23 protein-coding genes are annotated in these 26346 nt (G+C 70.3%); 8 read left to right on the forward strand and 15 right to left on the reverse strand.

All coding sequences use genetic code 11. The features are described 5' to 3' along the window. Positions 1–5 precede the first annotated feature (5 nt). The 14 genes from AB0J95_RS37990 to AB0J95_RS38055 all read right to left on the reverse strand — a co-directional run bounded on the left by AB0J95_RS37990 (position 6) and on the right by AB0J95_RS38055 (position 14341). Positions 6–1193: an ABC transporter substrate-binding protein gene (locus tag AB0J95_RS37990; protein ID WP_364769372.1), complete on the reverse strand. Its 1188-nt coding sequence runs from the start codon at positions 1191–1193 to the stop codon at positions 6–8. Between the two features lie 114 nt (positions 1194–1307). Beyond that, positions 1308–1934: a TetR family transcriptional regulator gene (locus tag AB0J95_RS37995; RefSeq protein ID WP_364769374.1), complete on the reverse strand. Its 627-nt coding sequence runs from the start codon at positions 1932–1934 to the stop codon at positions 1308–1310. 85 nt (positions 1935–2019) lie between these two features. Further along, positions 2020–2766, reverse strand: a complete 747-nt coding sequence (locus tag AB0J95_RS38000; RefSeq protein WP_364769376.1) for an SDR family oxidoreductase — start codon at positions 2764–2766, stop codon at positions 2020–2022. Beyond that, entirely contained in the window at positions 2766–3533 is a 768-nt protein-coding gene (locus AB0J95_RS38005; RefSeq protein ID WP_364769378.1) for an SDR family oxidoreductase, read from the reverse strand. Before AB0J95_RS38005 ends, AB0J95_RS38000 begins: the two co-directional genes overlap by 1 nt. Further along, positions 3530–4744, reverse strand: coding sequence for an acyl-CoA dehydrogenase family protein (locus tag AB0J95_RS38010; protein WP_364769380.1), 1215 nt, complete (start codon positions 4742–4744; stop codon positions 3530–3532). The genes AB0J95_RS38005 and AB0J95_RS38010 overlap by 4 nt, the downstream gene beginning before the upstream one ends. A gap of 10 nt (positions 4745–4754) precedes the next feature. Continuing rightward, the gene (locus AB0J95_RS38015) at positions 4755–5672 is read right to left on the reverse strand and encodes a phosphotransferase family protein (RefSeq protein ID WP_364769382.1); all 918 of its coding nucleotides are present in this window, start codon (positions 5670–5672) and stop codon (positions 4755–4757) included. Further along, the gene (locus AB0J95_RS38020) at positions 5669–6859 is read right to left on the reverse strand and encodes an acyl-CoA dehydrogenase family protein (RefSeq protein ID WP_364769384.1); all 1191 of its coding nucleotides are present in this window, start codon (positions 6857–6859) and stop codon (positions 5669–5671) included. The genes AB0J95_RS38015 and AB0J95_RS38020 overlap by 4 nt, the downstream gene beginning before the upstream one ends. Beyond that, entirely contained in the window at positions 6856–7992 is a 1137-nt protein-coding gene (locus AB0J95_RS38025) for a thiolase family protein (protein WP_364769386.1), read from the reverse strand. The genes AB0J95_RS38020 and AB0J95_RS38025 overlap by 4 nt, the downstream gene beginning before the upstream one ends. Then, positions 7989–8243, reverse strand: coding sequence for an OB-fold domain-containing protein (locus AB0J95_RS38030; RefSeq protein WP_364769388.1), 255 nt, complete (start codon positions 8241–8243; stop codon positions 7989–7991). Before AB0J95_RS38030 ends, AB0J95_RS38025 begins: the two co-directional genes overlap by 4 nt. Beyond that, entirely contained in the window at positions 8228–9016 is a 789-nt protein-coding gene (locus tag AB0J95_RS38035; RefSeq protein WP_364769390.1) for an enoyl-CoA hydratase/isomerase family protein, read from the reverse strand. The genes AB0J95_RS38030 and AB0J95_RS38035 overlap by 16 nt, the downstream gene beginning before the upstream one ends. Positions 9017–9103: 87 nt before the next feature. Further along, on the reverse strand, positions 9104–10138 hold the full coding sequence (locus tag AB0J95_RS38040) for an acyl-CoA dehydrogenase family protein (RefSeq protein ID WP_364769392.1): 1035 nt from the start codon (positions 10136–10138) through the stop codon (positions 9104–9106). Beyond that, on the reverse strand, positions 10135–12615 hold the full coding sequence (locus tag AB0J95_RS38045; RefSeq protein WP_364769394.1) for an ATP-binding cassette domain-containing protein: 2481 nt from the start codon (positions 12613–12615) through the stop codon (positions 10135–10137). The genes AB0J95_RS38040 and AB0J95_RS38045 overlap by 4 nt, the downstream gene beginning before the upstream one ends. Before the next feature lie 8 nt (positions 12616–12623). Next, a complete protein-coding gene (locus tag AB0J95_RS38050; protein ID WP_364769396.1) occupies positions 12624–13493 on the reverse strand; it encodes a branched-chain amino acid ABC transporter permease in 870 nt (289 codons plus the stop codon). Between the two features lie 80 nt (positions 13494–13573). Continuing rightward, the gene (locus AB0J95_RS38055; RefSeq protein WP_364769398.1) at positions 13574–14341 is read right to left on the reverse strand and encodes an SDR family NAD(P)-dependent oxidoreductase; all 768 of its coding nucleotides are present in this window, start codon (positions 14339–14341) and stop codon (positions 13574–13576) included. 18 nt (positions 14342–14359) lie between these two features. Here AB0J95_RS38055 and AB0J95_RS38060 point away from each other — a divergent pair, with 18 nt between their 5' ends. The 8 genes from AB0J95_RS38060 to AB0J95_RS38095 all read left to right on the forward strand — a co-directional run bounded on the left by AB0J95_RS38060 (position 14360) and on the right by AB0J95_RS38095 (position 24925). Further along, positions 14360–15436, forward strand: coding sequence for an NAD(P)-dependent alcohol dehydrogenase (locus AB0J95_RS38060; RefSeq protein WP_364769400.1), 1077 nt, complete (start codon positions 14360–14362; stop codon positions 15434–15436). A 130-nt stretch (positions 15437–15566) separates the two neighbouring features. Next, the gene (locus AB0J95_RS38065) at positions 15567–19121 is read left to right on the forward strand and encodes a S8 family serine peptidase (RefSeq protein ID WP_364769402.1); all 3555 of its coding nucleotides are present in this window, start codon (positions 15567–15569) and stop codon (positions 19119–19121) included. Between the two features lie 698 nt (positions 19122–19819). Next, complete coding sequence (locus AB0J95_RS38070) at positions 19820–20404, forward strand: RNA polymerase sigma factor (RefSeq protein ID WP_364769404.1); 585 nt, start codon at positions 19820–19822, stop codon at positions 20402–20404. A gap of 13 nt (positions 20405–20417) precedes the next feature. Next, positions 20418–21233 carry a hypothetical protein gene (locus AB0J95_RS38075; protein ID WP_364769406.1) on the forward strand — a complete coding sequence of 272 codons (816 nt, stop codon included), beginning with the start codon at positions 20418–20420 and terminating at the stop codon, positions 21231–21233. Then, the gene (locus tag AB0J95_RS38080) at positions 21230–22090 is read left to right on the forward strand and encodes an ABC transporter ATP-binding protein (RefSeq protein WP_364769408.1); all 861 of its coding nucleotides are present in this window, start codon (positions 21230–21232) and stop codon (positions 22088–22090) included. Before AB0J95_RS38075 ends, AB0J95_RS38080 begins: the two co-directional genes overlap by 4 nt. Further along, positions 22087–22875: a hypothetical protein gene (locus tag AB0J95_RS38085; protein WP_364769410.1), complete on the forward strand. Its 789-nt coding sequence runs from the start codon at positions 22087–22089 to the stop codon at positions 22873–22875. Before AB0J95_RS38080 ends, AB0J95_RS38085 begins: the two co-directional genes overlap by 4 nt. Then, positions 22872–23534, forward strand: coding sequence for a hypothetical protein (locus AB0J95_RS38090; protein ID WP_364769412.1), 663 nt, complete (start codon positions 22872–22874; stop codon positions 23532–23534). Before AB0J95_RS38085 ends, AB0J95_RS38090 begins: the two co-directional genes overlap by 4 nt. Positions 23535–24322: 788 nt before the next feature. Further along, positions 24323–24925 (forward strand): hypothetical protein, encoded by a 603-nt coding sequence (locus AB0J95_RS38095; protein WP_364769414.1) that lies wholly within the window; start codon positions 24323–24325, stop codon positions 24923–24925. A gap of 85 nt (positions 24926–25010) precedes the next feature. On the opposite strand, the gene AB0J95_RS38100 is transcribed toward AB0J95_RS38095, so the two are convergent. Continuing rightward, entirely contained in the window at positions 25011–26309 is a 1299-nt protein-coding gene (locus AB0J95_RS38100) for an RICIN domain-containing protein (RefSeq protein WP_364769416.1), read from the reverse strand. Positions 26310–26346 lie beyond the last annotated feature (37 nt).

The following is a 26346-nucleotide window of genomic DNA, read 5'->3' on the forward strand; positions in this document are numbered from 1 at the left end:
GGCGTTCAGCGCGCGGGCGGGGTGAAGAAGTCTCCTTCGGACACCCACTTGCCGTCCTTGACGACCACCTTGCGCACGTCCCGCGTGCCGATGTGCTTGTCCGCGCCGAAGCTCATCACCGGACCCACGCCGGGATCGATGTTCTTGGCCTGCTCGTAGGCCTTGGTCAGCGACTCGGCGGTGACCGGTCCCTGGATGGTCTGCGCGATCTGGCTGAAGACCTTCGCGCCGGTCCAGCCCCAGAGCGCGATGAAGTCGGCGGGCTGGCCGGGTTCGTAGCGGGCCATCGCGTCCCGGAACTCCTGCACGGAGGGGTCGGTGTCGTTGGGGGACTTGACGAACTGCACCGCACGGGCGCCTTCCGCGGCGGGTCCGGCGAGGGTGAGCGTCGACTGGGCGGCGACCGGGGCGTAGCTGTAGGTCGGTGCGGCGAGGCCCTGCAGCTTGGCCTCCTTCATGAACGCCGCGGCTTCGGGTGAGGCGAGGATCAGCACGATCGCGTCCGGCGACTTCGCCTTCACCTGGCTGACCACCGGGCTGTAGTCGGTGGACTGGAACTTGACCGGCAGCAGGCTCACGTTCGCCGACGGGTCGGTCCTGGTGGCCACGCTCTGCGCGGCCTTGGCGACTGTCACGAACGCGGCGGGGTCGCTGTGCACGACGACGACGTTCTTCCGGCCGTCCTGCGTCACCCAGGCGCCGAGTGCGGCCGCCTGGTCCTCGTAGAGGGTCTGGGTGCCGAACAGGCCGGCGCGGGGCGGGTTGTACCAGGAGTCGAGCCCGCCGAGCTCGTTGAGGATCGGCACCTTGGACTGCTGCAGGACGAACGGGAACGCGGCCTCGGCCTGCGATGTCCCGTTCGCCGCCACGATCGCGACGACCTTGTCCTGGCCGATCAGCTCGCGGGCGATCTGCACGGTCTGCTGCGGGTCGAACGCGTTGTCCTTGACGATCCAGGTGACCTTGCGGCCGTTGATCCCGCCCTTGTCGTTGATCATCTTGAAGTAGGCGTCGGCACCCGCCCGCTGTGGCACGCCCGAGGCGCTCACCGCACCGCTGAGCGGGTACCAGGCACCGATCTTGATCTCACTGTCGTTCCCGCCCGCGGAGTTGGCGTTCCCGCAGGCGCCGGCGGCGAGAACGAGTGCGGCGGCGACGCTGGCGACTTTGACGGGCGTCGAGCGGAGGCGCATCGTGGGCTCCTAGCAACCTGAGTTCAGTTCAGTTTGACTGTAGATGCCGCTCCCCGGCCCGGCAAGGGCCGCTGGAAAACTATCCAAACGCGACTGGGGCCGGAAAACCGCTGGCTATTGGGTCACCATGCGGACGCAGCAGCCCTCGATCAGCTCGCTGACCTCCGCGAGCGGGGTGGTGCCGGTCGGCCGGTACCAGCGCCACACGCTGACGATCATGCCCAGTAACGCCAGGGCCATGGTGTGGGCGTCCCGGACCGGGAACTCGCCCCGCGACATGCCCTGGGTGAGCAGCCGGACCCAGTCGCGCTCGATGAGCTGCACGAGCTCCCGCGCCGCCTGGCGTTCGGTCTCCTCGCGCTTGGACGTCCTGGTCCCGGCCAGCAGCGAGATGTTGTTCTGCAGGATGCGCATCTGCAGGATCTCGTGGTCCGACACGGCGAACGCGGCGCGGACCGCGGCACGCAGCGCCTCCGTCGGGTCCGAGGTCTGCCCGGTCGCCTCGACGAACCGGGCCCGCGAGCGCTGCAGCTCGAGCCGCATGATCGTGAGCAGGCAGTGCGCCTTGGACTCGAAGTAGTGGTACAGCGCGGTCTGGCCGATCCCGACCTGGCCCGCGATCGCGGACCACTTCGTGGCCTCGTAGCCGGCCTCGCCGAAGTACTCGATGGCGGCGGTGAGGATCGCCGCGCGCTTGGACCGCGGCCCCTCGTCGGGTTCCTCTAGCCTGGCCCTGGTCATCCGCCACCCCTCCCGGCCCGTCCGTGTCGGCCCCTCAGCTTAGTACCAACCTGAACTCAATACAGGTTGACCTGTCGGGACGGTCTCACCGAGCGGTCCAGCCGCCGTCCACGACCATCACCTGGCCGGTGTAGTACGAGGACGCGTCCGAGGCCAGGAACAGCAACGCGCCGTCGAGCTCGCCGCTCTCGCCACCCCTGGCGAGCATGGTGTTGCGGCCGACCCAGCGGCTGGATCGCTCGTCGGCGAACAACTCGCCGGTCATCTCCGAGCGGAACCAGCCGGGGGCCAGTGCGTTCACCCGGATCCCGGCCGCGCCCCACTGCCCAGCCAGCTCCCGGGTCAGGCCGATCAGACCCGCTTTCGACGCGGCATAACCGGCTCCGCCCATCGGCGCGGCCGACACCAGGCCGAGGATCGAGGCGACGTTGATGATGCTGGCCGTGCCCCCGGCGGCACGTCCCTCGACCATCAGCCTGGCCAGGTGGAACGGTGCGACCAGGTTCACCGCGAGCACCGCGGCGAAGTCCGCGGCCGACTCCTTCTCGGCCATCGCCGCTCCGGGCACACCGGCGTTGTTGACCAGCACGTCCAGCCGCCCGGTTTCCGCGAACGCCGTCTCGGTCAGCCGGATCCGGTCTCGCTCCACGGAGACATCGCAGCCGACCGGATGGATCGCGGGTCCCAGTGCGCGCAGCCGGTCGGTCCGGCGAGCCGCGGCGTACACGGTCGCTCCCGCCTCGGCGAGCACGGTGGCGAACCTCGCGCCAAGCCCCGACGACGCACCGGTCACCACCGCGGTCCTGCCCGCCAAGGAGAACAGGTCGCTCATCAGTCCACCGCGATCGGCAAGGCGGTCGCGCCGCCGTCCAGCACGAGGGTCTGACCGGTCATCCACGACGACGCGTCGCTCGCCAGGAACAGCGCCGCGTTGGCGACGTCCTCGACCGTGCCGAGTCTGCGCAGCGGCAGTTTGGCGGTGAGCACCGGTTCGCGCGCCTCCCACACCGCCCTGGCGAGCTCGGTCTTGATGACTCCGGGCGCGATCGCGTTGACCCTCACCGTTGGCCCGAGTTCGTACGCGAGTTGCCGGGTCATCAGCAACATCGCCGCCTTGGTGGCGTTGTAGTAGCCGATCTGGGGATCGACGATCAGCCCGCCGACGGACGCGATGTTGATGATCGTGCCACCGTGCTCGGCCATCCACGCACGCCACACGCACCGGCTCCACGCGATCATCCCGTACTGGTTGACCCGCACGGTCTTCTCCGCACGCGGGAGGTCGAGGTCGAGCAGGTCCCCCATGTACGGGTTGGTCGCCGCGTTGTTGACCAGGATGTCCGTCCGTCCGAAGTGGACCATCGCGTCGGTGACGCAGCGTTGCGCCTGCTCCGGTTCGCCCGCGTTGGCCACAACGTCGAGCACATCGCCATCGCCTTTGGTGCGCAACAGTTCGGCCCGCGCTTCGGCGAGCCCATCCGCCTTGCGGGCCGAGATCACCACGTGCGCGCCCGCGGCCCGGAAAGCCTTGGCGATGCCGAAGCCGATCCCCCGCGAACCGCCGGTGATCACGGCCACCTGCCCATCCAGCACAGTCACGGGGTCTTCTCCTTGTACTTGGCCAGTTCCTGACGGGCGACGGTGCGCAGGTGCACCTCGTCGGGACCGTCCGCGATGCGCAACGCCCGCGTGATCGAGAACAGCCGGGCCAGCACGGTGTCGTCACTGACCCCCGCCGCTCCGTGCGCCTGGACGGCGCGGTCGACCACGCGGTGCGCGACATCGAGCGCCGCCACCTTGATCGCGGCGACCTCCATCCGGGCCGCGGCGTTGCCGACCGTGTCCATCAACCAGGCCGCCTTGAGCACCAGCAGCCGCAGCTGCTCGATCTCGATGCGGCTGCGGGCGATCCATTCCCGGACCACGCCCTGGTCGGCGAGCGGGCCGCCGAACGCGACCCGGGACAGCGCGCGCTCGCACATCAGCCCCAACGCGCGTTCGGCGAAACCGACCGCGCGCATCGCGTAGTGCATCCGGCCGGGCCCGAGGCGGCCCTGCGCGAGCGCGAACCCCTCGCCCTCGCCGCCCAGCAGGTTCGCCGCGGGCACCCGGACGTTGTCGAACAGCACATCGCCGTGCCCGAGCCGGTCGGTGTAGCCGAACATCGGCAGGTCGCGCAGCACGGTGACGCCGGGCGTGTGTCTGGGGACGAGGATCATGCTCTGTTGCCGGTAGGCAGGCGCGGCCGGATCGCTGACGCCCATCAGGATGATCAGTTCGCAGTCCGGGTCGAGGATGCCGGAGGTGTACCACTTGCGGCCGTTGACGACGTAGTGGTCGCCGTCGCGGGTGATGCGGGTGCGGATGTTGCGGGCGTCCGAACTGGCGACATCCGGCTCGGTCATCGCGAAGCACGACCGGATCCGCGCGTCGAGCAGTGGCCGCAGCCACCGCTCGCGCTGCTCGCCGGTGCCGTACAGGGCGAGCAGCTCCATGTTGCCGGTGTCCGGCGCCGAGCAGTTGAACACCTCGTTGCCGATGATCGACCGGCCCATCAGCTCGGCCAGCGGCGCGTACTCGAGGTTCGTCAGTCCCGCGCCCCAGTCACCGTGTGCCAGGAACAGGTTCCACAGTCCGTCGGCGCGCGCCTTCTCCTTCAGCTCGGCCATCACCGGGGGCAGCGCGTGCGGGTTCGCGGACTCGGCGATCTGCCTGTCGTACACCGGTTCGGCGGGCAGCACGTGTTCGTCCATAAAGGACCTTAGGCGCTCCTGCAGCCCGGCCGCCCGAGCGGAGTATGCGAAATCCACGGTTTCCTCCTCAGGCCAGCAGGTCGGTCGCGGTGCGGATCATCGCGGCGATGGTCGGCGGCAGCCGCTCCTGATCCGGGTCGTGGTGTTTGCCCTCGCGGTGCCGGCGCAGGTTGTGGCCCATGATCGCGGCCATCTTCATCCGGCTCAGCGCCCGGAACCAGCGCATCTCCGGCACCGCGTGCTTCCCCTGGTAGGCGTGCAGCAGTTCGGACTCGGTGGGCAGTCCGGGAACCGGGGTGCCCAGTGCCGGGAAGTTGCGGTGGTCGGCGAACAGCAGGAACCAGCCGAGATCGACGCGTGGATCGCCCACACTCCAGATCTCCCAGTCCACCACCGCGCTCGCCCGGTCACCGGCGAACAACACGTTGCCCAGCCGGAAATCCCCATGCACCAGCACCGGCGGCAGATCGCCCGGGACGTCCGCCAGGCGCTTGAGCAGGTCCTCGGCCCCGGGGCGTAGCTCGGCCGGGACCGCATGCATCGTGCGGGTCCACCGTTCCAGTTCACCGGCAGCACCGATGGGCGCTTCCGGCGGCGGCGCGACCTCATGGAGATTCCGCAGGACCCTTGCGGCTTCGAGCATTCTGGACCCGGCCAGCTCGGGCGCGAGGGTGTGCGCGTCCAGGACGGGCTCGATCGCCTCGCCCTCGGCGAACTCCATCGCGAACCAGGCGGGCGCCTGCTCGTCCACGGCGATGACGCCGGGCACCGGCACCCTGGACCCGGCCAGCGCGCGCAGGATCCGCGCCTGGCGCAGGATGTCGTTGCGGCCCACCGGTTTCTGCCCGGGCGGCACGGCTTTGACCACGTACTGGTGCACACCGGCCTTGGTCGTGTAGGTCAGCCCGGAATGCCCGCCCGGCAACGGTTCCAGCTCGCCGATCGGCAGGCCCAGCCGCGCGGCGACCCTGGCGGCGAGGCTCATCGCGACGGCTCCTTCGGCAGGCCGAGCACCCGCTCGGCGAGAATGGTGCGCTGGATCTCGTCGGAACCACCCGCGATGCTGTAGCCCGGCGCGCCCAGCAGGTGCTCGGTCCAGGCGAACGTGCCCCACTCGCCGGTGTCGGCGACCAGCCGCGGCCCGAGCAGCTGCAGCACCAGATCGCTGGTCCTGCGCATGGTCTCGGTCGCGTACAGCTTGCCCACCGACGCCTCCGCACCGGGTTGCCGGCCGGCCACGAGCGCGGCCGTCACCCGCAGCCCGATCAGCCGCTGCACGAGCGTGCGCACGAACAACTCCGCGGTCTGCTGGCGTTCGGTGTCCGTCAGCCGGCGGCCGGCGTTGCGGGCGAGGTCGATCGCGCGGTCGGCGTTGCCCAGGCCCAGCGAACCCGAGTCCAGCCGTTCGGCGGCCAGCACGCTCAGGGTCACCCGCCAGCCCTGTCCAATGGGCCCGAGCCGGTCGTGGTCGGGCACGACGACACCGTCCAGGTAGACCTCGTTGAAGCTCGACCCGCCGGTCATCTGCCGGATCGGCCGCACCGTGACGCCCGGCGCGTCCATCCGGACCAGGAAGACCGTGATTCCGGCGTGTTTGGCGACGTCCGGATCGGTGCGGCACACGGCCACGCCCCAGGTCGCCACCCGGGCGCCGGATGTCCACACCTTGTGGCCGTCCAGGATCCAGGTGTCGCCCTGCCGCACGGCTTTGCAGCGCACGGCGGCGAGGTCCGACCCTGCCTCGGTTTCCGAGAACAGCTGGCACGCCAGCTCGTCCGCGCGCAGCATCGGCCGCAGCCAGCGCCGCTTCTGTTCCTCAGTGCCCCAGATCCCGATGGCCGGTGCGACCAGCTGCTGGGTGACCGGAAAGATCTCGCTGCGGCGCGGCACGTCGAACGCCGACTCCTCCGCGCGGTAGAGCTGCTCGTAGAACACCGGCAGCGCGCGGCCGCCGAACTCGGCGGGCCAGCTCAGCGCACCCCAGCCCTGGTCGAACCGGGTCCGCTCCCAGGCCCGGCCGCGTTCGGTGTGCTCGAGCTCCTGCTGCTCGGTCCAGTTGTCGAACACGGCGACCGAGTCGTCACCCGTGCCCCACATCCCGGCCGAGGGCAGCGGGTCCGCGACGCTGCGCAGCCAATCCCTGGCCTGCGCGCGAAACTCGTCGGGTGTCATCGCGAAAGCACCGTGCACGCGCTGACCCCGGGAGCGCCGTAGACGTGCGTGAACCCGATCCGCGGCTGGCCCGGAACCTGCCGGGCGCCGGCGCGGCCACGCAGTTGCTCGACGATCTCGTAGACCTGGCGCAGGCCTGACGCGCCAATCGGTTCCCCGTTGGCGATACAGCCGCCGTCGGTGTTGACCGGCAGCACACCGCCGATCTCGGTTCCCCCGGCGGCGATGAGGTTCTCCTGTTCGCCGTCCTCGCAGAACCCGCACTCCGCCAGGTGCATCACCTCGGCACCGCTCTCGGTGTCCTGCAGCTGCACGACATCGACGTCCCGTGGACTGATGCCCGCCTGCTCGAAGGCGCCCCTGGCGGCATCCCGGCTGACGCTGGTCAGCGGCCCCGCGTCGATGCGCGGGCTGAACACCTCGAACGAACCCGGCCGCCGGGTCCGCACCACCGCCGAGCGCAACCTCACGGCGTTCCCGGTGCTGGTGACCGAGGAAGAGCACAGCACGAGTGCCGCCGCGCCCTCCCCCGGAGAACAGAACATGAAACGGGTCAGCGGGTCGTTGACCATGCCCGACTCCAGGATCTCCGCCGCGCTGATCTCCTTGCGGCGCCAGGCTTGTGGCGTCAGGCTGCCGTTGCGGTACGCCTTCTGCGCCACCAGCGCCAGCGTCTTCGGCGAGATGCCGTGGTCGTGCATGTACCGCTGGATCTTCATGCCGAAGAACTGGGTCGTGACCATCAGCCCGTCCCGTCCGTAGGCCTCGTCGAGGCCCCAGTCGGCGGGCCGGGGGTCGAACGCGCCCCGCGGGTGCTTGTCGAACCCGACCGCGAGCACCACGTCGGCCATCCCGGCCCGGATCGCGTTGACCGCGCTGATCAACGCGCTTCCGCCGGTGGCACAACCGTTCTTGACGTTGATGAACGGCAGCCCGGTCAGGCCCAGATCGGCCACGAGGGTGTCGGCGAGCCCGGCGGCGTCACTGCCGCCGAACGCCGCCCCCACCCGCGACCACGGGATGCCCGCGTCGGCCAGCGCGGAGTTCGCCGCCGCGATGGCGTGCTCCCGCCCCGTCCTGTCGGACCGGCCGAACTGTGTCCGAGCGGCACCGCAAACCAGCACATCATTCATGAGTCGTCCTCGACCGGTGTCGCCCGGGGAACTCCGCCCGTCTGCTCCACGCGGAGCCTCATTCCGATGTGGACGGTCGCAGGCTCCGCGTCGAGCACGGCGGCCACCCGCTCCGCGCCGATGTCAACGTAGCCGAGCGCGAACGGCCGGAAGCCGTCCGCCGGCGGGACGTAGGGCGGCGAGGGCGGCGCGAACCGCTGGACGGTGAAGGTCCACAGCCTGCCCTCGGCGCTCATCAGCGGCCGGTCCACTTCGGCTCGCGCTTCTCCAGGAACGCCGCCACCCCTTCGGCCGCGTCCTCGGAGTTGAGCGTCACACCGACCGCGAGGTGCTCCATCACCATCAGCGAGTGGACGTCGGCGTCCAGGCTGCGGTCGATGGTCATCTTGGTGATCCGCATCTGGAACGGGCTCTTGTCGGTCAGGTGGCCGATGAACTCCTCGACCGTCTCGTCCAGCTCGCCGGCCGGTGCGGACGCGTTGACCAGGCCGAAGTCGGCGGCCTGCACGCCGGTCAGCAGCTTGCCGGTCAGCATGAGCTCCTTGGTCTTGCGGATCCCGATCATGCGGGGCACGCGGTAGATCGGGCCGGCGCCGCCGAACAGCCCCCGGCGCATGTGGAAGTCACCGATCTTGGCGTCGTCGGCCGCGATCGCGAAGTCGCACGAGATCATCAGCTCGAACCCGCCCGCGGTGACGTAGCCCTCCAGCACCGCCACGGAGGGCGTGTTCATCGAGTACAGCCGGTCGCAGATCTTGGCGGAGATGACCGCCACGTCCATCGCCGTCGAGCTGCCGATGTACTCGGCCTGCAGGCTGTCGAGGTCGAAGCCGGAGCAGAACGTCCCGCCCCGGCCGCGCAGCACCAGCACCCGCAGCTCCGGGTCCCGGTCGACCTCGGTGATGATCTCGTCGAGCCGCTCGAGGATCGGCACGGTGACGCAGTTCTTCTTCCAGGGCCGGTTCAGCCAGACCCGGGCCACGTGCCCGTCGCGCTCGAACTGGATCTCGTCTTCGACAGCCATCTCGTTCTCCTAACTGAACTGACTTCAGTTTGATTGTTCGGGCCGGACGGTGCCGGTGTCAACCGGCCGATGGTGTGGTGCGGGTCGCTAATCGAGACCCAGCGCCGTGGCCAGGCGTGCGGCGTCGTCCTGCGCGGTGCCGAAGAGCACCTCGGTGGACCGGGCCCGGCGGACGTACCGGTGCGCCGGGTGCTCCCAGGTGAAGCCGGTTCCGCCGTGCAGCTGGACGTACTCCGCCACGGCCAGGCGGTAGGCGCCGGAGCACACCATCGACGCCGCCGCGGCCGCGACCGGGAGTTCCGGGGAATCCGTTGCGGCGCAGGCACTCGCGTAGGCCGAGGCGGACCTTGCCGCCTCGTAGGAGACCAGCAGGCCGGCCAGCCGGTGCTTGACGGCCTGGAACGACCCGATCGGCCGGCCGAACTGTTTTCGTTGCCCCACATAGGACACGGTGGCCTGTAGCGCGTGCCCGATCCCGCCGGCCTGTTCGGCCGCCACCGCGGCCCGGCCGATGTCGAGCACCCGGCCGACCTGCGGCGGTTGCTCGATGGGCACGGCGGGCACGCCGCGGAACTCAAGGCGTGCCTGCGGACGGGTCTCGTCGAGCACCCGCAGCGGAGTTCGCTCCACTTCGGACTCGCACGCGAACAGCCTGTCCCCCACCGGTACCAGAACCAGCTCGGCCTGCCCGCCATCCAGCACGAAGTCCGCGGACCCGACCAGCGTCCATCCCGCGGCGCCGTGCCCGGCGGTCACGTCGGCTCCGAACGCCACTGTCGCGGTGAGACTTCCGTCCGCGATCCGGGGCAGGTAGCGGGCACGGGCCTCGGCATCGCCGCTGTGCACAAGGCTGTATCCGGCCAGCACGACCGTGGAGAGCAACGGCGCCGGGCACAGCACCCGCCCGGCTTCCTCCAGGACCACAGCGAGTTCAGCGAACGAGTACCCGGATCCCCCGTACTCCTCGGGGATCGCCAGGCCCTGGATCTCGAGCTCCTTGGCCATGCGTGACCACAGGCCGGCGTCGTGGTGCGCGGCGAAGAACTCCCGCAGCACGGCCCGAAGTTCCTGCTGCTCCAAGGTTTCCGTGAGCCTTGAGGGATCGATCCGCGGCGATGTCATCCCACCTCCAGTGCCGTCACCCGCTCGCCGCCGAAGTACGCCGCTTCGGCCAGGGCGGCGAACGAGGAGTCCGAGGGCGTACCGCGCGCGACGATCGCACCCTCGTGCAGGACGACAACCTCATGGCAGACCGTCATGGCCCGGCTGAGCAGCTGTTCCAGCAGCACCACCGTGATGCCGTCGTCGGCGAGGCGGCTGATCCGCTCGTAGACCTCGTCGATGAGGGCGGGCGCCAGGCCGAGGGCCGGTTCGTCGACGATGAGCACGTCCGGACCGGCCATCAGCGCGCGGGCGATGGCCAGGATCTGCTGCTCGCCGCCGCTGAGTGCGGCGGCCTGGACCGACAGCCGGTCGCGCAGCCTCGGCGGCAGCCAGTGCGCCGTCTCGTCGAGTTTGTCCCGCAGCCGCGCGCCCTTGAGACCGGCCGAATACGCGGCGACTTCAAGGTTTTCGCGCAGGGTGAGGGTCTTGAACAAGGCCCGGCCCTCGGGCACGACACTGGCCCGCGCCGTGCCGGCCTCGCGGAGGCCGCCGGACGGGCGCAGCGAACCATGCAGGATGCGGCCGAGCGTGCTCTTGCCCGCCCCGTTCGCACCGGCGATGCCCAGCACGCCGCCCGTCCGGACCTCGAGATCGACCGCGTGCAGCGCCGCGACACCGCCGTAGTGGTGATCGACTCCGGTCAGCCTGATGGCGACCGGTTCGTCGCCGCTGCGTTCCGGCGGCGCGGTACGTGCGGTCGTCGTGCCGAGATAGGACGACAGCACCTCGCTGTTGCGCAGAACCTCGCCCGGCGGCCCTTCCCCGATCGGCCTGCCGAAGTCGAAGGCGATCACCCGGTCGGCGACCGCGAACAGGTCGTCCAGCACGTGGTCGATGATGATCACAGTCGCCCCGCTGTCGCGCAGCCGCTCGATCTGCCGCGCCGCCATGGCGCGCTCCTCGGCGTCCAGGCCGCCGAACGGTTCGTCCAGGATCAGCAGCGCGGGTTCCTCGGCCATCGCCCTGGCCAGATCCAGGCGCTTCTGCAGGCCGAACGACAGGTCCGCCGGGTAGCGGCCGGCCACGTCCGCGAGGCCCACCCGGCCCAGCAGTTCCGCTACGACGTCGCGCTGGCGCGCGGTGATCCGGCGGTGCGTGCACAGCACGTTCTCGGCCACGGTGAGCTCACTGAACGCCTCCGCGTGCTGGAAAGTGCGTCCAATCCCCAGTCGGCGGCGGGCGGTCGGCCTCATTGTCAGCAACTGTTTTCCGGCGTAGTCAACGGTTCCGTCCACCTGGCCGCCGCCGGTGAGTCCGGACAGGACGTTCATCAGCGTCGTCTTGCCCGCACCGTTCGGTCCGATGATGGCAAGCACCTCTCCCTGCCGCACCGACAGTGACGTGTCCTCAAGTGCTTTCAGGCCACCGAAACGCACGGACACGTTGCTCAGTGTCAGCACCGGCGGACTGTCCGGCGAGACCGCCCTGTCACGTGCCACGGGCGCTGGTTGCGGGTCGTCGTCCCGCGGGCTCGTCGTACGGGACGGCGACAACCGGCCGACGAGCTTGCCCAGGAACGGCACCACCCCGCTGGGCAGGAAGATCAGCACCGCGATCAGCACGATGCCCTGCACGACCGGCTGCGGCAGCCCGGCCGCACCGGCCAGCGTCGGCGACCACGCCAGGTACGCACCGCCCACGACGGCGCCCAGGACCGTCCCGGCGCCGCCGAGGACACAGGACGCGATCAGCGAGATGCCCATGGTCAGGGAGAACGGATCGGGGCTGACGAAGCCGGTCATCAGGCCGAGCAGCACGCCCGCGAACCCGGTGAACGCGGCGCTCACCGCGAAGGACAGCGCGGACTGCGCCTCGGGCGCGATCCCGGCCGACTGGGCGACCATCGGGTGCGACTTGGCCGCCACCAGCCGCATCCGCAGGGCCGAACCCTTGACCAGGACGGCGATCGCCAGGCACACACCGGCGGCCGCGACGGCGAGGCCCTGTGCCTCCGCTCCGCCGCTCGGCAGCACCCCGGCCAGACTGTCCACTTGCGACACCGGAACGCCCTGGTCGCCGCCGGTCACGTCCGTCCACCTGTTGATGACCTCGAGGGACACCAGGCTGAACGCGAGGGTCAGCAACGCGATGTAGAGCGTGGAGAAGCGCGCCCCGGCGAAGCCGAGGAACCCGCCCAGCACCGCGCTCGCGGCGATCGCGCCGGTCACGATCAGTTCCAGCGACCAGGCGTGTGCGCTGCCGTAGGCGGCGAAGTAGGCGCCGAGGGCGAAGAACGCCGGGTGACCGACCGACCAGATGCCCGACCAGCCCGCCAGCAGGCCGACCGACAGCACGACGATCGTGTAGACGGCCGCCAACGCCACCGAATACGCCTGGTACGGCGGGATCGCACCCGAATTCATCACCACGACGAGCAGGACCGCGGCGATCAACGCGAGGGCGGCCCTGGCCGGCCTCGAACGGAGAAAGGTCATGATCCGCCTCAAACCCGTTGGAAGGTACGCGTACCGAACAGGCCCTGCGGCCGGATCAGCAGCACGAGGATGGTGAACGAGAAGACGAAGGTGTCCCGGAAGCTCGCCGAGACGTACGTGGCGCCGATGTTCTCCAGCACGCCGACGGCGAGGCCGCCGATCACGGCGCCGTACATGCTGTTGAGCCCGCCGAGGAAGATTCCGGCGAAGGCCCGGAACAGGGGCGCGGCCAGCACGGCGGGCGCCAGCCCCGCCTTGGGGGCGTAGAGGCACGCGGCCAGGGCACCGAGTCCGAGACCCAGTGCCCACGCCATTCTGGCGACGCGTTGCACGTTGACGCCGATGACTGTGGCGGTGTCCGCCGACTCCGCCACCGCCCGCATCGCCGAGCCGTGCGTGGTCCGGCCGAACAGGAAGGCCACCAGGGCCATCGCCACCCCGGCGACGGCGATGGTGAGCAGGCTCTGCGCCGGGACAGCCGCGTCGCCGACGCCGACGGTTCCCTCGATCAGGCTGGGGAACGACTTCGGCTGCGTGCCCCAGACCGAACCGATCACGCTCTCCGCGATCAACGCCACGCCCATCGTGACCACCAGGGCCGCGAACAGCTGACCCTGGCCGAGCGGCCTGATCACCACCTCGCGGACCACCAGTCCCGCGACGACCGTCACCGCGACCGCGCCCAGCACGCCGACCACGACCGCGACACCGTTGTCGTGGAACGTGACCGCCGCGTACAGGCCGACGGTGGCCAGGCCGGCCAGCGCGAAGTTCACCACGTCCGTGGCCCGGTAGATGATCACCAGGCCGAGGCCCATCAGGCCGTAGATGGCGCCGCTCGCGACACCGTTGACCAGCACGAGCAGGAGTTGATCCACGGCGTTCCTCTCCCTTGAGGACAAAGTGAACTCAGTTCAGTTGACGGTAGCCGCCAGTGCCGCCGGTGGCAAGCCCCAGCTCACACAGTGAACCGGCCACCGTTGGCCAACAACACGGCGCCTACCAGGTTCGAGGACTCCGCACCGGCCAGGAACACCGCGATGTCCGCGATCTCCGCCGGCGTGGCGTAGGCCCCGGTGAACGCCTCCCGCAACGCGGCGGGGGTCCGGGCGGCCATCCCGGTCTCGGTCGGCCCGGGCGCCACGACGTTGACCCGGACACCGAAGGCGATGGCTTCCTTGGCGACCGCCTGGGCCAGCGCGTGCACCCCCGCCTTGGACGCGGCGTAGTGCGGATAGCCGGCGGGCGTGTCGAACGCCGACGAGGACCCGACCACGACGATGACGCCGCCGGTCATCGCCCGCACGGCCGCTCGCAGGACGTGGAAGGTGCCGTCCAGGTTGACCGCCATGACCCGCCGCCACGCCTCGATCTCCAGCCGGGCGGTCACTTCCGGCGGCCGCCCGGCCAGCATCGCGTCCGCGATCCACTGTTTCGCGGTGGGATCGTCGACCCCGGCCGCGTGGACGACCACGTCCAGCCCGCCGATCCCGCCGATCACCCGGTCGACCTCGTCCGCGTCGGCGACGTCCATGACCAGCGCCCGCGCGTTCGCCACTCCCCCAGCGGTTCGCTCGACGGCGTCCGCGTTCACGTCGGCCAGCACCACCTTGGCTCCCAGGGCAGCCAGCTTGTGCGCGACCGCAGCGCCGATGCCCGACCCGGCGCCGGTCACCAGCGCCACCTTGCCGTCGAACCGATCGGCCGCTGTTCGAACTGAGTTCATTTTAGTATGGTCGCCGGTGTGACGACGGTACGCAAGAGCGGCGCCCTGCGGCTCACCGCCTGGGGCGCGCCGCCCCGGCTGGTCGATCTCGAGGTGCCGGTCCCCCGGGACACCGAGGTGCTGATACGGGTGGAGGCAGCCGGGATCTGCCAGTCCGACCTGCACGTCCTCGACGCGGCCGCGGACCACCTGCCGTATCCGGTCCCGTTCACCCTGGGCCACGAGGTCGCCGGGCACGTTGCCGCCGCCGGCCCGGCAGCGACGGGGATCGCCGTCGGAGAACGATTCGCCGTCTACGGGCCATGGGGGTGCGGCCAGTGTGGACGGTGTGCCATCGGGCACGACAACTACTGCGACCGCCGCGGATCGCTGAGCTGGTCGGGAGCGGGGCTCGGCCGTGACGGTGGAATGGCCGAGCACATGCTCGTGCCCGACCGGCGTTACCTGGTTCCGATCGGCGATCTGGACGCCGCCCAAGCAGCGCCGCTGACCGACGCCGGGTTGACGCCGTATCACGCGATCGCCGCTCTGACCGGGAAGCTGCGCGAGGGCACCACTGTCGCCGTGATCGGCGTAGGCGGCCTCGGTCACCTCGCGATCCAGATCCTGAAGGCGATCACACCCAGCCGGGTACTCGCCGTCGACGTCCGCGACGACGCCCTGGAACTCGCCCACCGGTCCGGCGCGGACCTGACCACCCTCACCAGGCCCGACTCCGGCAAGGTCCTGCGCGCCGCGACCGAGGGGACCGGAGTGGACGCCGTGTTCGACTTCGTGGGCAACGACGAGACCCTCGCCCTCGGCGCCCGCGCCCTGCGGGCAGGCGGTGACCTCGTACGGGTCGGCAGCGGCGGCGGGCAGCTCACCATCACCAAACCGGGGCCGCTGCCCCAGGGCGGTACGCTCTCCCTGCCGTTCTGGGGCACCCAGCCGGAACTGCACGCCGTGATCGCCCTCGCCCGGACCGGCCGTCTCCGCGTCGAGACCGAGCTGTTCCCCCTGTCAGCGGCTCACAGCGCGCTCGACCGGTTGCGAGCGGGCCGGATCCGTGGCCGGGCTGTCCTGGTCCCGACCGGGCCCGGCGAACTGCCGTGACCGGCTGAGTCCATCCTCGTCTCGGGGCTCATGATCGGAGAAAGTCGCCCGCTGGAGTGCACAGGCCGGCCCACTACCGAGTCATAGAGGCAGTAGGGGAAATACCAGCCGATGTCACAAGGGGCGATCTGTGCACAAACGCGGTTTCATCCATGCGGCGGTCCTCGCCGTGGTGGCCACCGGTGCGGCCGTCTTACCGGCAGCCGCGCAACAACCCACCTCCGCGCCGGGCGAGACACCCAGGACGGTCACGCTGATCACCGGCGACAAGGTGACCGTGGCCAGGAAGGACGGCTCCTGGGACGCGAAGATCGAGCCGGCCGGGCGGCTCGGGCCGGTGCGGTTCATCAAGTCGGTCAGCGCCAAGGGCGTCACGGTGATCCCGTCGGTCGCCGAGCCGCTGATCCGGGCGGGCAAGCTGGATCGCAAGCTGTTCGACGTGACCGGCCTGATCGAGCTGGGCTACGACGATGCCCACACGCCGGAAATCCCGCTGCTGGTCGAGTCCACCGGCGCCCGGGCGCTCGGCAAGGTCACCCGTGACCTGCCGTCGGTCCGGCTCGCCGCGGTGGCCACGCCGAAGAACAAGGCCGCGGAGCTGTTCGACAAGGCGGGCGCGGGCCGGATCTGGCTCAACGGCAAGGCCCAGCCCTCGCTGGACGTGAGCGTGCCGCAGGTCGGCGCGCCGGCCGCCTGGCAGGCCGGGTACACCGGCGCGGGCGCGACCGTCGCGGTCCTGGACACCGGTTACGACCCGAAACACCCGGACCTGGCCGGGATCGTGAAGGGCGAGAAGGACTTCACCGGCGAGGGCATCGTCGACACCGTGGGACACGGCACGCACGTGGCCTCGACCGTCGCGGGCCGCGGCGCCAAGTACACCGGCGTCGCCAAGGGCGCGGACCTGCTGATCGGCAAGGTCTGCCAGAACAGCGGCTGCCCGTTCGACGCGATCCTCGCGGGCATGCAGTGGGCCGCGGACAGCGGCGCCAAGGTCGTGAACATGAGTCTGGGCGGCGGGTCCGGCGACGGCGTCAGCGACCCGCTGGAGATCGCGGTCAACCGGCTGTCGGCCGAGAAGGGCACGTTGTTCGTGATCGCGGCGGGCAACGACGGCCAGAGCAGGCCGGTCTCCAGCCCGGCGTCCGCGGACGCGGCGCTGGCCGTGGCCAGCGTGAGCAAGCAGGACAAGTACAGCCGGTTCTCCCAGCCCGGACCGCGGTTCAAGGACTACGCCGTCAAACCGGACATCGCCGCGCCTGGTGAGGACATCGTGGCCGCACGGGCCCAGGGCACGCTGGCCGACCATGCGGTCGACGAGTACTACGCGCGGCTGTCCGGCACCTCCATGGCGACGCCGCACGTCGCCGGTGCCGCGGCGATCCTGGCCGCGCAGCACCCGGACTGGACCGGCCAGCAGATCAAGGCCGCGCTGATGGGCAGCGCGCACCCGATCGACGCCACGATCTACCAGCAAGGCTCCGGCCGGCTCGACGTGGCCCGGGCGTCCCGGCAGACGCTCATCCCCAGCACAGGCAGCCTGAGCCTGGGTTTCGTGCGGTGGCCATACAACCAGCCCGCGCTGACCAAACAGATCACGTACAGGAACACCAGCAGCGCACCGGTTTCGCTGCAGCTGAGCCTGGACGTCCCGGCGTTCCACACGAACGCCGACCAGGTCACGGTGCCCGCCAACGGCGAGGCTACGGTGACGGTCACCTTCGACCACGCCGCCGCACAGGTCGGGGTCTACGGCGGCAGGCTGGTCGCCAGCAGCGGCGACGGCACGGTGATCCAGACGCCCGTCGGCGCGTACAAGGAACCGGAAAGCTATGACCTGACGGTGAAGCTGATCGACCAGAACGGTGCCGCGCCGGCCGATGGGCTGTTGGCGAGCGCGATCTGGGTTCCGCTGGGCACCGGCCAGGACGATTTCGACGTGGTGGGGAACAACAGCACCGTGCGGCTGCCCGCGGGCCGGTACGCCGTGCTGGGCACGATCCAGACGCCCGTTGCCGGTCAGCCGCTGCCGACGAGCACCAGGGTGGCCGATCCGGAGGTCGATCTGCACAAGGACACCGTGGTCACGCTGGACGCCAGGAACGGCAAGAAGGTCACCGTGCAGACCGACGAGAAGGACGCCCGCCCGTTCTCCTGGACCAACGGGATGGTCGTCGACACCGGAGCGCGCGGGGTGGGCTACTACAGTCAGTCGGACTACAACGACTACACCGCGCCGACCACCAAGCACACCAAGGAATTCCGCTACTTCGACCGGATGAAGCTCGAACGGCCCCAGGTCCGGCTGACGGTCGACAAGCCCGAGTCGTTCGAGATCCCCGTGGAGTGGGTACCGGGCTCGCCGCAGCCGGCCGACACCCGCGCACTGTCCGCTGTGGACGTTGGGCATGCCACCCCCGGCGAGATCGCCGCGGCCGATCTCAAGGGCAAACTCGCGGTGTTCACCCTGGGCGACGGCGAGGGCCTCGAGTTCAGCCCGCGGGTGCGTGCGATCGCCGAGGCGGGCGCGAACGCCGCGCTGTTCCACTCCTCGGGCAGCCCCGTGCGGTTGATGGAGGCACCGCCACTGCCGTTGACCGCCACGTTCGGCCCCGAGGGCGCCCGGCTGGCGAAATTGCCCAACGCGTCCGTGACGCTGACCGGCCTGCCCGTGAGCCCGTACCGGTACGAGCTGGTGTTCCCCAGCTACGGCGACGTTCCCGCCAACGTGACCTACCGGCCGCGCAACAGCGATCTGGCCACCGTGAAGACGACCTACCGGGCGTCGGTGGACGGTGTGGGCTACACGGCGATGTTCGCCACCGACGGCAAGTACGACCTGGAGGGCGGGCTGGAGTCGACGCCCACCCCGCTTCCCCGCGAGCGGACCGAGTACTACTCCCCCGTCACCTGGGCGAACTCCGTGAGCGTGCTGGCGGGCGGTGCCGCGCAGGACTACGAGGCCACCAAGCGGACCTTCAAGCCCGGTGAGAAGTCCACTGTAGACTGGGGCAAGGCCGTGATCGGGCCGGGTGTCACCGGGCCGGTGGGCTTCTTCTCCACCGACCCGTACCTTGCGTACCGCACGGGCGAGACGATCAACGCCCACCTCCCGCTGTTCTCCGACTCGGCCGGGCACTCCGGGTTCCCCGATCCCGGTGACACCGGCGACACCGTGCTGTCGGCCGACGGCAAGGAGATCGCGCGCAGCGGCCAGCCCGGCAGCGGCCAGTTCACGGTGCCCGCGGGCGCGGCGAACATCCGGCTCACCACCGAGGCGAGCCGCACCAACCCGGGCTGGCCACTGTCCACAAAGGTCAGCGCGGACTGGGGCTTGCGCTCCGCGCACACCACGGCCGCCACCCCGCTGCCGTTGCTGTCCATCGGTTTCGACCCCAAGCTCGACCTGACCAACCACGCGCCCCGCAACGCGCTGTTCCCGGTGCCGTTCCGCGTCGACCGCCAGCCGGGCGCGCCGGGCGGCAAGGCCGAGCCCACCAAGGTCGAAATGTCGTGTGACGACGGGCAAACCTGGCAACGGGTGCCGCTGCTGAACCTCAACGGCACCTGGTGGGCGGTCATCCAGAACCCCGCCTCCGGGTTCGTGTCACTGCGCGCCGGCGCCGCCGACCAGGACGGCAACACCCTGACCCAGACGATCATCCGGGCCTACCAGGTGAAGTGACGCACTGTTCCTGGCTGCGCGGCGGTCGCCACAGCGCCCGCCGCGCAGCCAGATCAGCCACGAGATGCCATACGGCCCAACAGCCGGATGACGACTACGTCAAATGGGAATGCTCATCAGACAGGTTGCCCTCGTTCCCGAGGTGGCTGACGTGCCGACGCGAGAGGTTCTCCGGTCGGTCACCGAAGCCGGGACAAGGACGGGTCGAATTCCTGGTAGAGGTATGCGACCCGTCGCAGGACGAGGCTTTCGCCTACACCGTCAACGACGTCCTGGTGCCCGACTTCTACACCCCGCACTACTTCGATCCGGTAAGACAAGACGGCGTGCGGTACAGCTTCACCAGCAACCTCACCGAGCCGCGACAGGTACTCCGAGGCGGATACCTCAGCTGGCACGATCCGGCGACAACAAACGGCGGAACAAGCAAAGGTCCCTGCCGGGCACGTTACCGGTCCTCGCGGCACCAGCCGCTAGCTGACGTCAGCGACGGACCCCGTCGAACCGATCCAGCGTCCGCAGCGCGCCGGTGCTTCACCCAGACCCGGCCGCCGCGTTGACCGCACCGCCCGCGGCCGGACCATCCCTCCGCGCTGTTCGGCGCCGTACACCTGCTCGACCGGGTGTTGGTGAACCGTTCGCCCCGCTCGGTACGACGAACAGGGTGTGGATGGGAGTTTGCTCGATCGTTGGGCCTCGTGGCGCGGGTGCGTCGCCGAGCCGCGGGTGCCGGGACGTCACGCGTGGTGACCCGGCCACCGGATCCGCGGGAGGATGCCCAGCTCCTCGACGCGATCGCCGACGGTGACCGGGCGGCGTTCGCTGAGCTGTACCGGCGGCACCTGCCGTGGCTGTTGGTGCGGCTGGGGCGGCGGTGCTCGTCGCCGGAGCTCGTCGACGAGGCCGTGCAGGACACGTTCGTGGCGGTCTGGCGGTCGGCCGGGCGGTGGGACCGCCGGGGTGAGGTGGCCGCGTGGATCTGGGGAATCGGTATCCGCCGCCTGGTCGACGCGCTGCGGCGGAGCCGGCCGGCGGCCGGTGAGCTGATGGAGTTCGCCGGCGTCGAGACATCAGCCGAGGAACATGTGCTGCTCGCGGTCCAGTACGGCGATGTGGGCGGCGCGTTGGCAAGCCTGTCACCGGAGCTACGGGCCGTCGTGCAGGCAACTGTCCTCGATGGACTGACGACACAGGAGGCCGCCCGGCTGCTGGGTATCCCGCCCGGCACGGTCAAGACACGGATGATGCGCGCCCGCGCCCTGTTGCGGGAGCGGCTGGCATGACGGGGAGGCTGGGATGACCGCATGGCACCTGGATCCGGAGGAGATCCGCCGGTACGCGCAGGGAGCCGCCCCGCCGCACCTGGCCGCGTCCGCCGAGGCGCATCTGATGAGATGCGCGGCCTGCCGGGACGTTGTCTCGTCCTATGTGGACACCCGGCGGGCGGAGACGATCTGGCGCGAGGTGGTCGACCGGGTCGACACGCCACGGCGGAGCCGGCCCGAACGGATGCTGGTCCGGCTCGGCGTCAGCGAGGCGACGGCGCGTCTCGTGGCCGCGACACCGACGCTGCGGGGGCCGTGGTTGCTGGCCGTCGCGGCCGTCCTCGCGCTCTCGGTGTGGGCGGCCGGAGTCGATGAGCGCTTCCTGCGGATGTTTCTCGTGGTCGCCCCGCTCGGGCCGCTGGCGGGTGTCGCGGTGGCCTTCGCGGGCGGCCTGGATCCGACCCGGGAGATCGGGCTGGCCGCGCCGTACTCGGGACTGCGATTGCTGCTGATCCGTACGGCCGCGGTTTTGGTGGTCACGGTGCCGATCGTGGCCGCGGCCGGGCTCGCGCTGCCCGGCTCCGCTTGGCTGGCGGCCGCCTGGCTGCTGCCCACCGCCGGACTCACCTGCGCCGCGCTGGCCCTGACCGGCCGCATGACGCCCGTCGCCGCGGTCGCCGTCGTGGCTGCGGCATGGGTGTTGGTGACCGCCCCGGCCGCCGTCACCGATCGCCTCGATCTCGCGTTCGGTGCCGGTGCCCAGATCTTCTGGCTCGCCGTGGCGGTCGGCGGCGGCATCTGGCTCACCCGTGACACCTTCAGGATCAAGCTGGGGAGAACCACATGACAGGCGTTCGCGTGCATGGCGCGACCAAGTCCTTCGGTCGCACGACGGCGCTGGACAGCGTCGACTTCGAAGCCGGCACAGGGGTGACCGGGCTGCTCGGGCCGAACGGGGCCGGCAAGACCACCCTGCTCCGGACGATCGCCACCGTGCTGGCGCCGGACCGGGGCACGGTAACCCTGCTGGGCCTTGACCCGTCGCGCTCCGATGACCGCACCCGGATCCGCGAACGCCTGGGCTACCTGCCCCAGGATGCCGGTTTCCACCGGGGGTTCACGGTCTTCGAGTTCGTCGACTACGTGGCGATTCTCAAGGAGATGACCGACCGGCGGGCCCGGCATGACGACGTCCGCCGCGTCATCGCGCTGACCGGGCTGGAGCCGGTCAGCGGGAAGCGGATCCGGGCCCTCTCCGGCGGGATGCGCAGGCGGGTCGGGCTGGCGCAGGCCCTGTTGGGCGATCCCGGCCTGCTCGTCCTCGACGAGCCGACAGTCGGCCTCGATCCCGAGCAGCGGCTGCGGTTCCGGGAGATGATCTCGCGCGCCGGTGAGGGGCGCACGGTGGTCATGTCCAGCCACCAGACCGAGGACATCACCGCCCTGTGCACCAGGATCGCCGTGATCCAGCAGGGCCGGGTCCGTTTCACCGGTACCCCCGCCGAGCTAACCGCGCAGGCCGCGGATCGCGTGTGGACGGACACGCAGCGGTCGCCGGCCGCACTCGCGGCGTGGCGCACCGGTGATGGTACCTACCGCAACGTCGGCGACCCGCCCGAAGGCGCCGAGCTGATCCCACCCACGCTGGAGGACGCGTACCTCCTGCTCATGGGCGAACCCGAACTGGAGGTCACCCACCCATGACCACTGTGGACACCGCCGTTGGCCGCCGGCTGGCGCCACTGACCGGCTGGGAGGCCCGCCGCCTCGCCCGGCACCCCGTGCTGTGGCCGCTGCCCGTCGTCATCGTCGTGACCTCCGCGCTCGACGGGGCCACCGGCGGCCGGACCATCGGCTACTGGTACGGCACCATCTTCGTCGCCGTCGCGTTCTTCTCGCCCATGTTCGTCCTCTTCGCGGCCAACCTGGTCGCCAGCGGTGCCCGCCGCAGCCGGGCCGAGGAGATGCTGAACGTCACCCCGGCCACCGACACGCGCCGGACCTGGGCGATGTGTCTCGGTGTCGCGCTCCCGCCGGCCGCAGTCGGCGCCGTCGCGGCCGGCGCCATGGCTTTCATCGACAGCGTCAGCAACATCCCGCCGCAAGACCTGCAGTCCGCCGGTGAGCTCGCCCAGATTCCGTTCATCCTGGCCGGCGCGGGGCTGCTCGGCGTCCTCGGCGCCCGGTGGCTGACCTTCGCGGGCGGCGCGGTGGTCACCTTCGTCGCCGCGACCCTGGGCGGTGTCGTGGTGTTCGGGCGGTTCCACTCCGGGATGTGGTGGATGTGGTGGTCGACCGGGGCCACGTTCGAGGATCAGGTGCGGGTGCCCGGCCGTCCGTGGCTGCACGTCGGGTATCTGGCCGGGCTCTGCGTCTGCGCCGCTCTCGCCGCCGTCTACCGCGATCGCGCACATTGGCCGCGGCTGGCCGCCATCGGCGCGCCGGTCCTGGCCGCCACCCTGGTCGTCGGCTGGTTCCAGGTGCCATGACACGGTCCGTCACCTGGGAACTCATCCGCGGCGGCCACCTGGTCCGCAGCCTGCGCCTGGCCCCCTTCGTGACCGGCGTGGTCGCCGTCGCGGCCTTCCTGGCGGCACGCGGCGGCGACACGCACGACGTCATCGGCGACCTGCGTGTGCTGGGCCTGCTGCTGGCGCTGGGTAGCGGGTACGTGCTCGACGATGGCGCGGCGGTCACCCTGCAGGCCAGCCCGTTCAGCCTGGCCCGCCGGCTCTGGCTGCGCATCGGCTGTGCCGCAGTAGTTTTCATCGTTCCACTGTGGACGGCCATGCTCGCCCGCTTCCTCCCCTCCGCACCGTCCGGCGACCGGTGGGCGCTCGGCCTCGGCCTCACGGCCGAGCTCGCCACCGCGCTCACCGTGATCTGGGCCGTGACCGCTTGGGGCCGCCGCCACGGATTCGAGCACCCCGGCATCATCACCACACCCGCGCTGCTGGCCTCGCTGTTGCTGGTGACGTCGATCCCGCAAGCGCCCATGCTGGTCGGCTCCGGGTCCCAATGGACCTCCGCTCACCTACGCTGGTCGGGCCTTCTGGCCGGCGCGGCCTGCGTGCTCGTGGCCGGAATGCGCGACCCGGTCGCACGCTGGCGCTCTCCCGGCCACCACCCAAACCGGCAACGAGTGTGACCGCGGGGACCGATCCGCCGCCGGTGGCTACGTCCCAGTCAGTCCATGTCCATCTGCCAGCGACGTGCAGTGCGGCGACCGGCGTAGCGCACCCCGCGGTTGGCGGCCTTCACCCACCCCTGCCATTCCTTGTAGGCCGAACGTTCCTGGGTGCGTGCGCAGCAAGGCCATGGGGAGGCCATCCCGGTGACCGTGGCCCATCGGCAGCGGGTGCCGGTGTCCTGCCGTGGCGGGAGTGGCGGCAGGTCGCAAGGACCGTGCCGGTGGTCATGCAGAGGCAGGCCACCATGCTCGCGGTGGCGTACCCACGACGGTTTCGTCTTGTCCGTGCGGGACATCTCGTTCCTCCGGAACCAGCCACCCGGGCTCCCGGACTCTCCGGGCGGGCGGCCAACGCAACCGCGTCACCACGAACCACCTGCTTTCTGCCTATGCCGAGCAATATAGCGCCCGCAGGAAGAGTGTCAGGAAAACCAATTCCGTCGGCGCCAGGACGAGGTGGTGCGAGGGATCTCGAGGCACCCGGGAATGTCCGGCCGCCGGAGAATCGGTCTCTGGCGCGAACCTTCCGGTGACGGCGACGTGCAGTGGCAGAGGCGGAACCCGTTGCCCATCGCCGCCGGCCGCTCGCCAAAGACCGGCCAGTGCCTTGATGCCTGCCGCGGCGACGCCGTCGCGGGCCAGGTCCGCTTCGCCGTGACGCCCCTCAGCAACCAACCGGAGGTCTGTGCGTCTCTATTGGTGGGAACAAGGTCGGCTTGTTCCGTTCAGTAGGGGGAAATTCCATCATGAATACCGCGTTTCTTCGGCGTGCCCGGATTTCGTTCCTCGTGGGGTCCACGGCAGTCCTGGTCGGTTTGGCCGCGTCCGCCTGTGACTCGTCGCCCGCATCGTCGGGCCAGGGCAGCACGCCGCCGATTCCGACGAGCACCGCCACGTCGAGCACGCACGCCGAGGCGCCCGCCGCGCCAGTGGCCGACTCGTCCAAGGCCAGCGAGCCCGCGGCCGTGCCCACCACGAAAACACCGCGCCCGGCGCCGAAGCCCGAACCGCTGCTGGGCACCGTGTGGAGCGAAGGCCAGGAGGGCTACGGCACCGCACACCCGAAGACGATCTACAACGGTGGCGACCCGACCGGGTGGGTCACCGACGTGCACTGGCAGTCGTGGGGCGACCCGGTCGCGATCGGCACCGGGATGGCCAGCGATGCCCGCAACACCGTCGTCGCCGACGCCCCGCAACGCAAGGCGACGGTCCGCGCGTTCAACCTGGGTGTCTGCAAGGGAAAGCTGATGTACCAGGCCATCGAATGGTACTTCCCCAGCCAGGGCGACAAGTTCGACCCGCACCACTACATCAACATCTGCACCGGGGAATACGTCGGCTCCTGACGAATCCCTTGCACCACGCCGACTTTCACCCCAGCAGGCGGCCTCCAGGAATCCGGAGGCCGCCTGCTGTCACGCGAGGTCCCGGTTATGCGACGCGGAACGACTGGGCGGCGCTGCCGTTGCAGGTTGCCTGGACCAGCTGGATGGCGTCCGCTGTGGACGATCCGGGCACGGTCAGGCACTTTCCGCTGTGCCGCGCGGTGAAGTGGTAGTAGCCGCCGCCTTCGGACACCGGCTTCCACTGCTGGTTGCCGCCACCGCCGTACGCCCACAGTTGCAGGCCCGCGTTGTCCGCGGTCGACACCCCGGTCACGTCGATCACCTGGTTGGGGCTGTTGAAGTTGCCGATCCGGGTGAAGCCGCTGTCGGTGGTGGCGAACTGGTACCGCTGCGCGTTGGTGCCGTTGCAGGTGTACTGCTGGATCACGGTGCCGTTGGCCGTGTTCGCCGCGGCCGCGTCAACGCATTTGTTGCTGCCCTTGTTCACCACGGTGTACCAGGCGGACGGGTCGATCGTGCCGTCCGGCGGCGGGGTGGTGCCGCCACCGCCGCCGAGCCACTTGAGCCCGTCGAGGACGAACCGGTTCTGGTCGGCGCTGGCGAAGGTGGACGACAGCGGGATGTTGTGCTCGTAGTCCATCGCGTTGTGGCCGAAGTTGGCGTACAGCATCTTGTAGTTCTTGTTCGTCCACGCGATCGGGTAGTACCCGGAGTACCAGGTCTGGTTCGGGTCGGTGCCGATCGGGAACGTGGAGCTGTCCATCGACGCGAGGATGGAAATGTTCGGGTTGCGCCGCAGGTCGTTCTGCCAGGCGTACCACTCGGAGACCGACGACTGGATGGTCGCGGGCAGGTTGACCGTCGAGGCGTGCGTGCGGTTCTCGATCCGCAGGGTCTCCGCGGTGGGGCCCCAGGTGTTGGAGGTGAAGCGCCCGGTGCCGAGGAAGTCGTTGTGGAACCAGTTCGCGTACGACGGGGTTTGGTTGTCGTTGTAGGCGGTGACGTGGAAGCCGAAGAAGCCGCCACCGGCCTGCATGTACCGCTGGAAACCGGCGAACTGCGCGGCCGACTGCGGCTGGTCGTCGAAGAACATCACGACCTGGTACTGGCTCGGGGTGATCGTGGTGAGCCGGTTCCAGTCGGTGGTCGAGGAGTAGGTGTAGCCGTTGGCACCCGCCTGCTGCGGGAACCAGACGTTGGCCTCCTTCTCGAAACTGATGTGCGCCGCGTCGAAACTGCCGCTGTAGAAGGCGAGCACGTTGAACGGGGCCGCGGCGGGCACGGCGCTGGCGGCGGGACTGCCGATGGTGAGGCCGAGGCAGGCGGCGAGGAAGGCGAACGCCTTCAGCGCCAGCCGGCCCGGCCGCCGGGAAGCGGCGAGCATGGGTGGGCCTTTCGAGCAGGGTGCAGGGTGTGAAGCG

It is taken from the genome of Actinocrispum sp. NPDC049592 (assembly GCF_040675465.1).
Classification (GTDB): Bacteria; Actinomycetota; Actinomycetes; order Mycobacteriales; family Pseudonocardiaceae; genus Kibdelosporangium.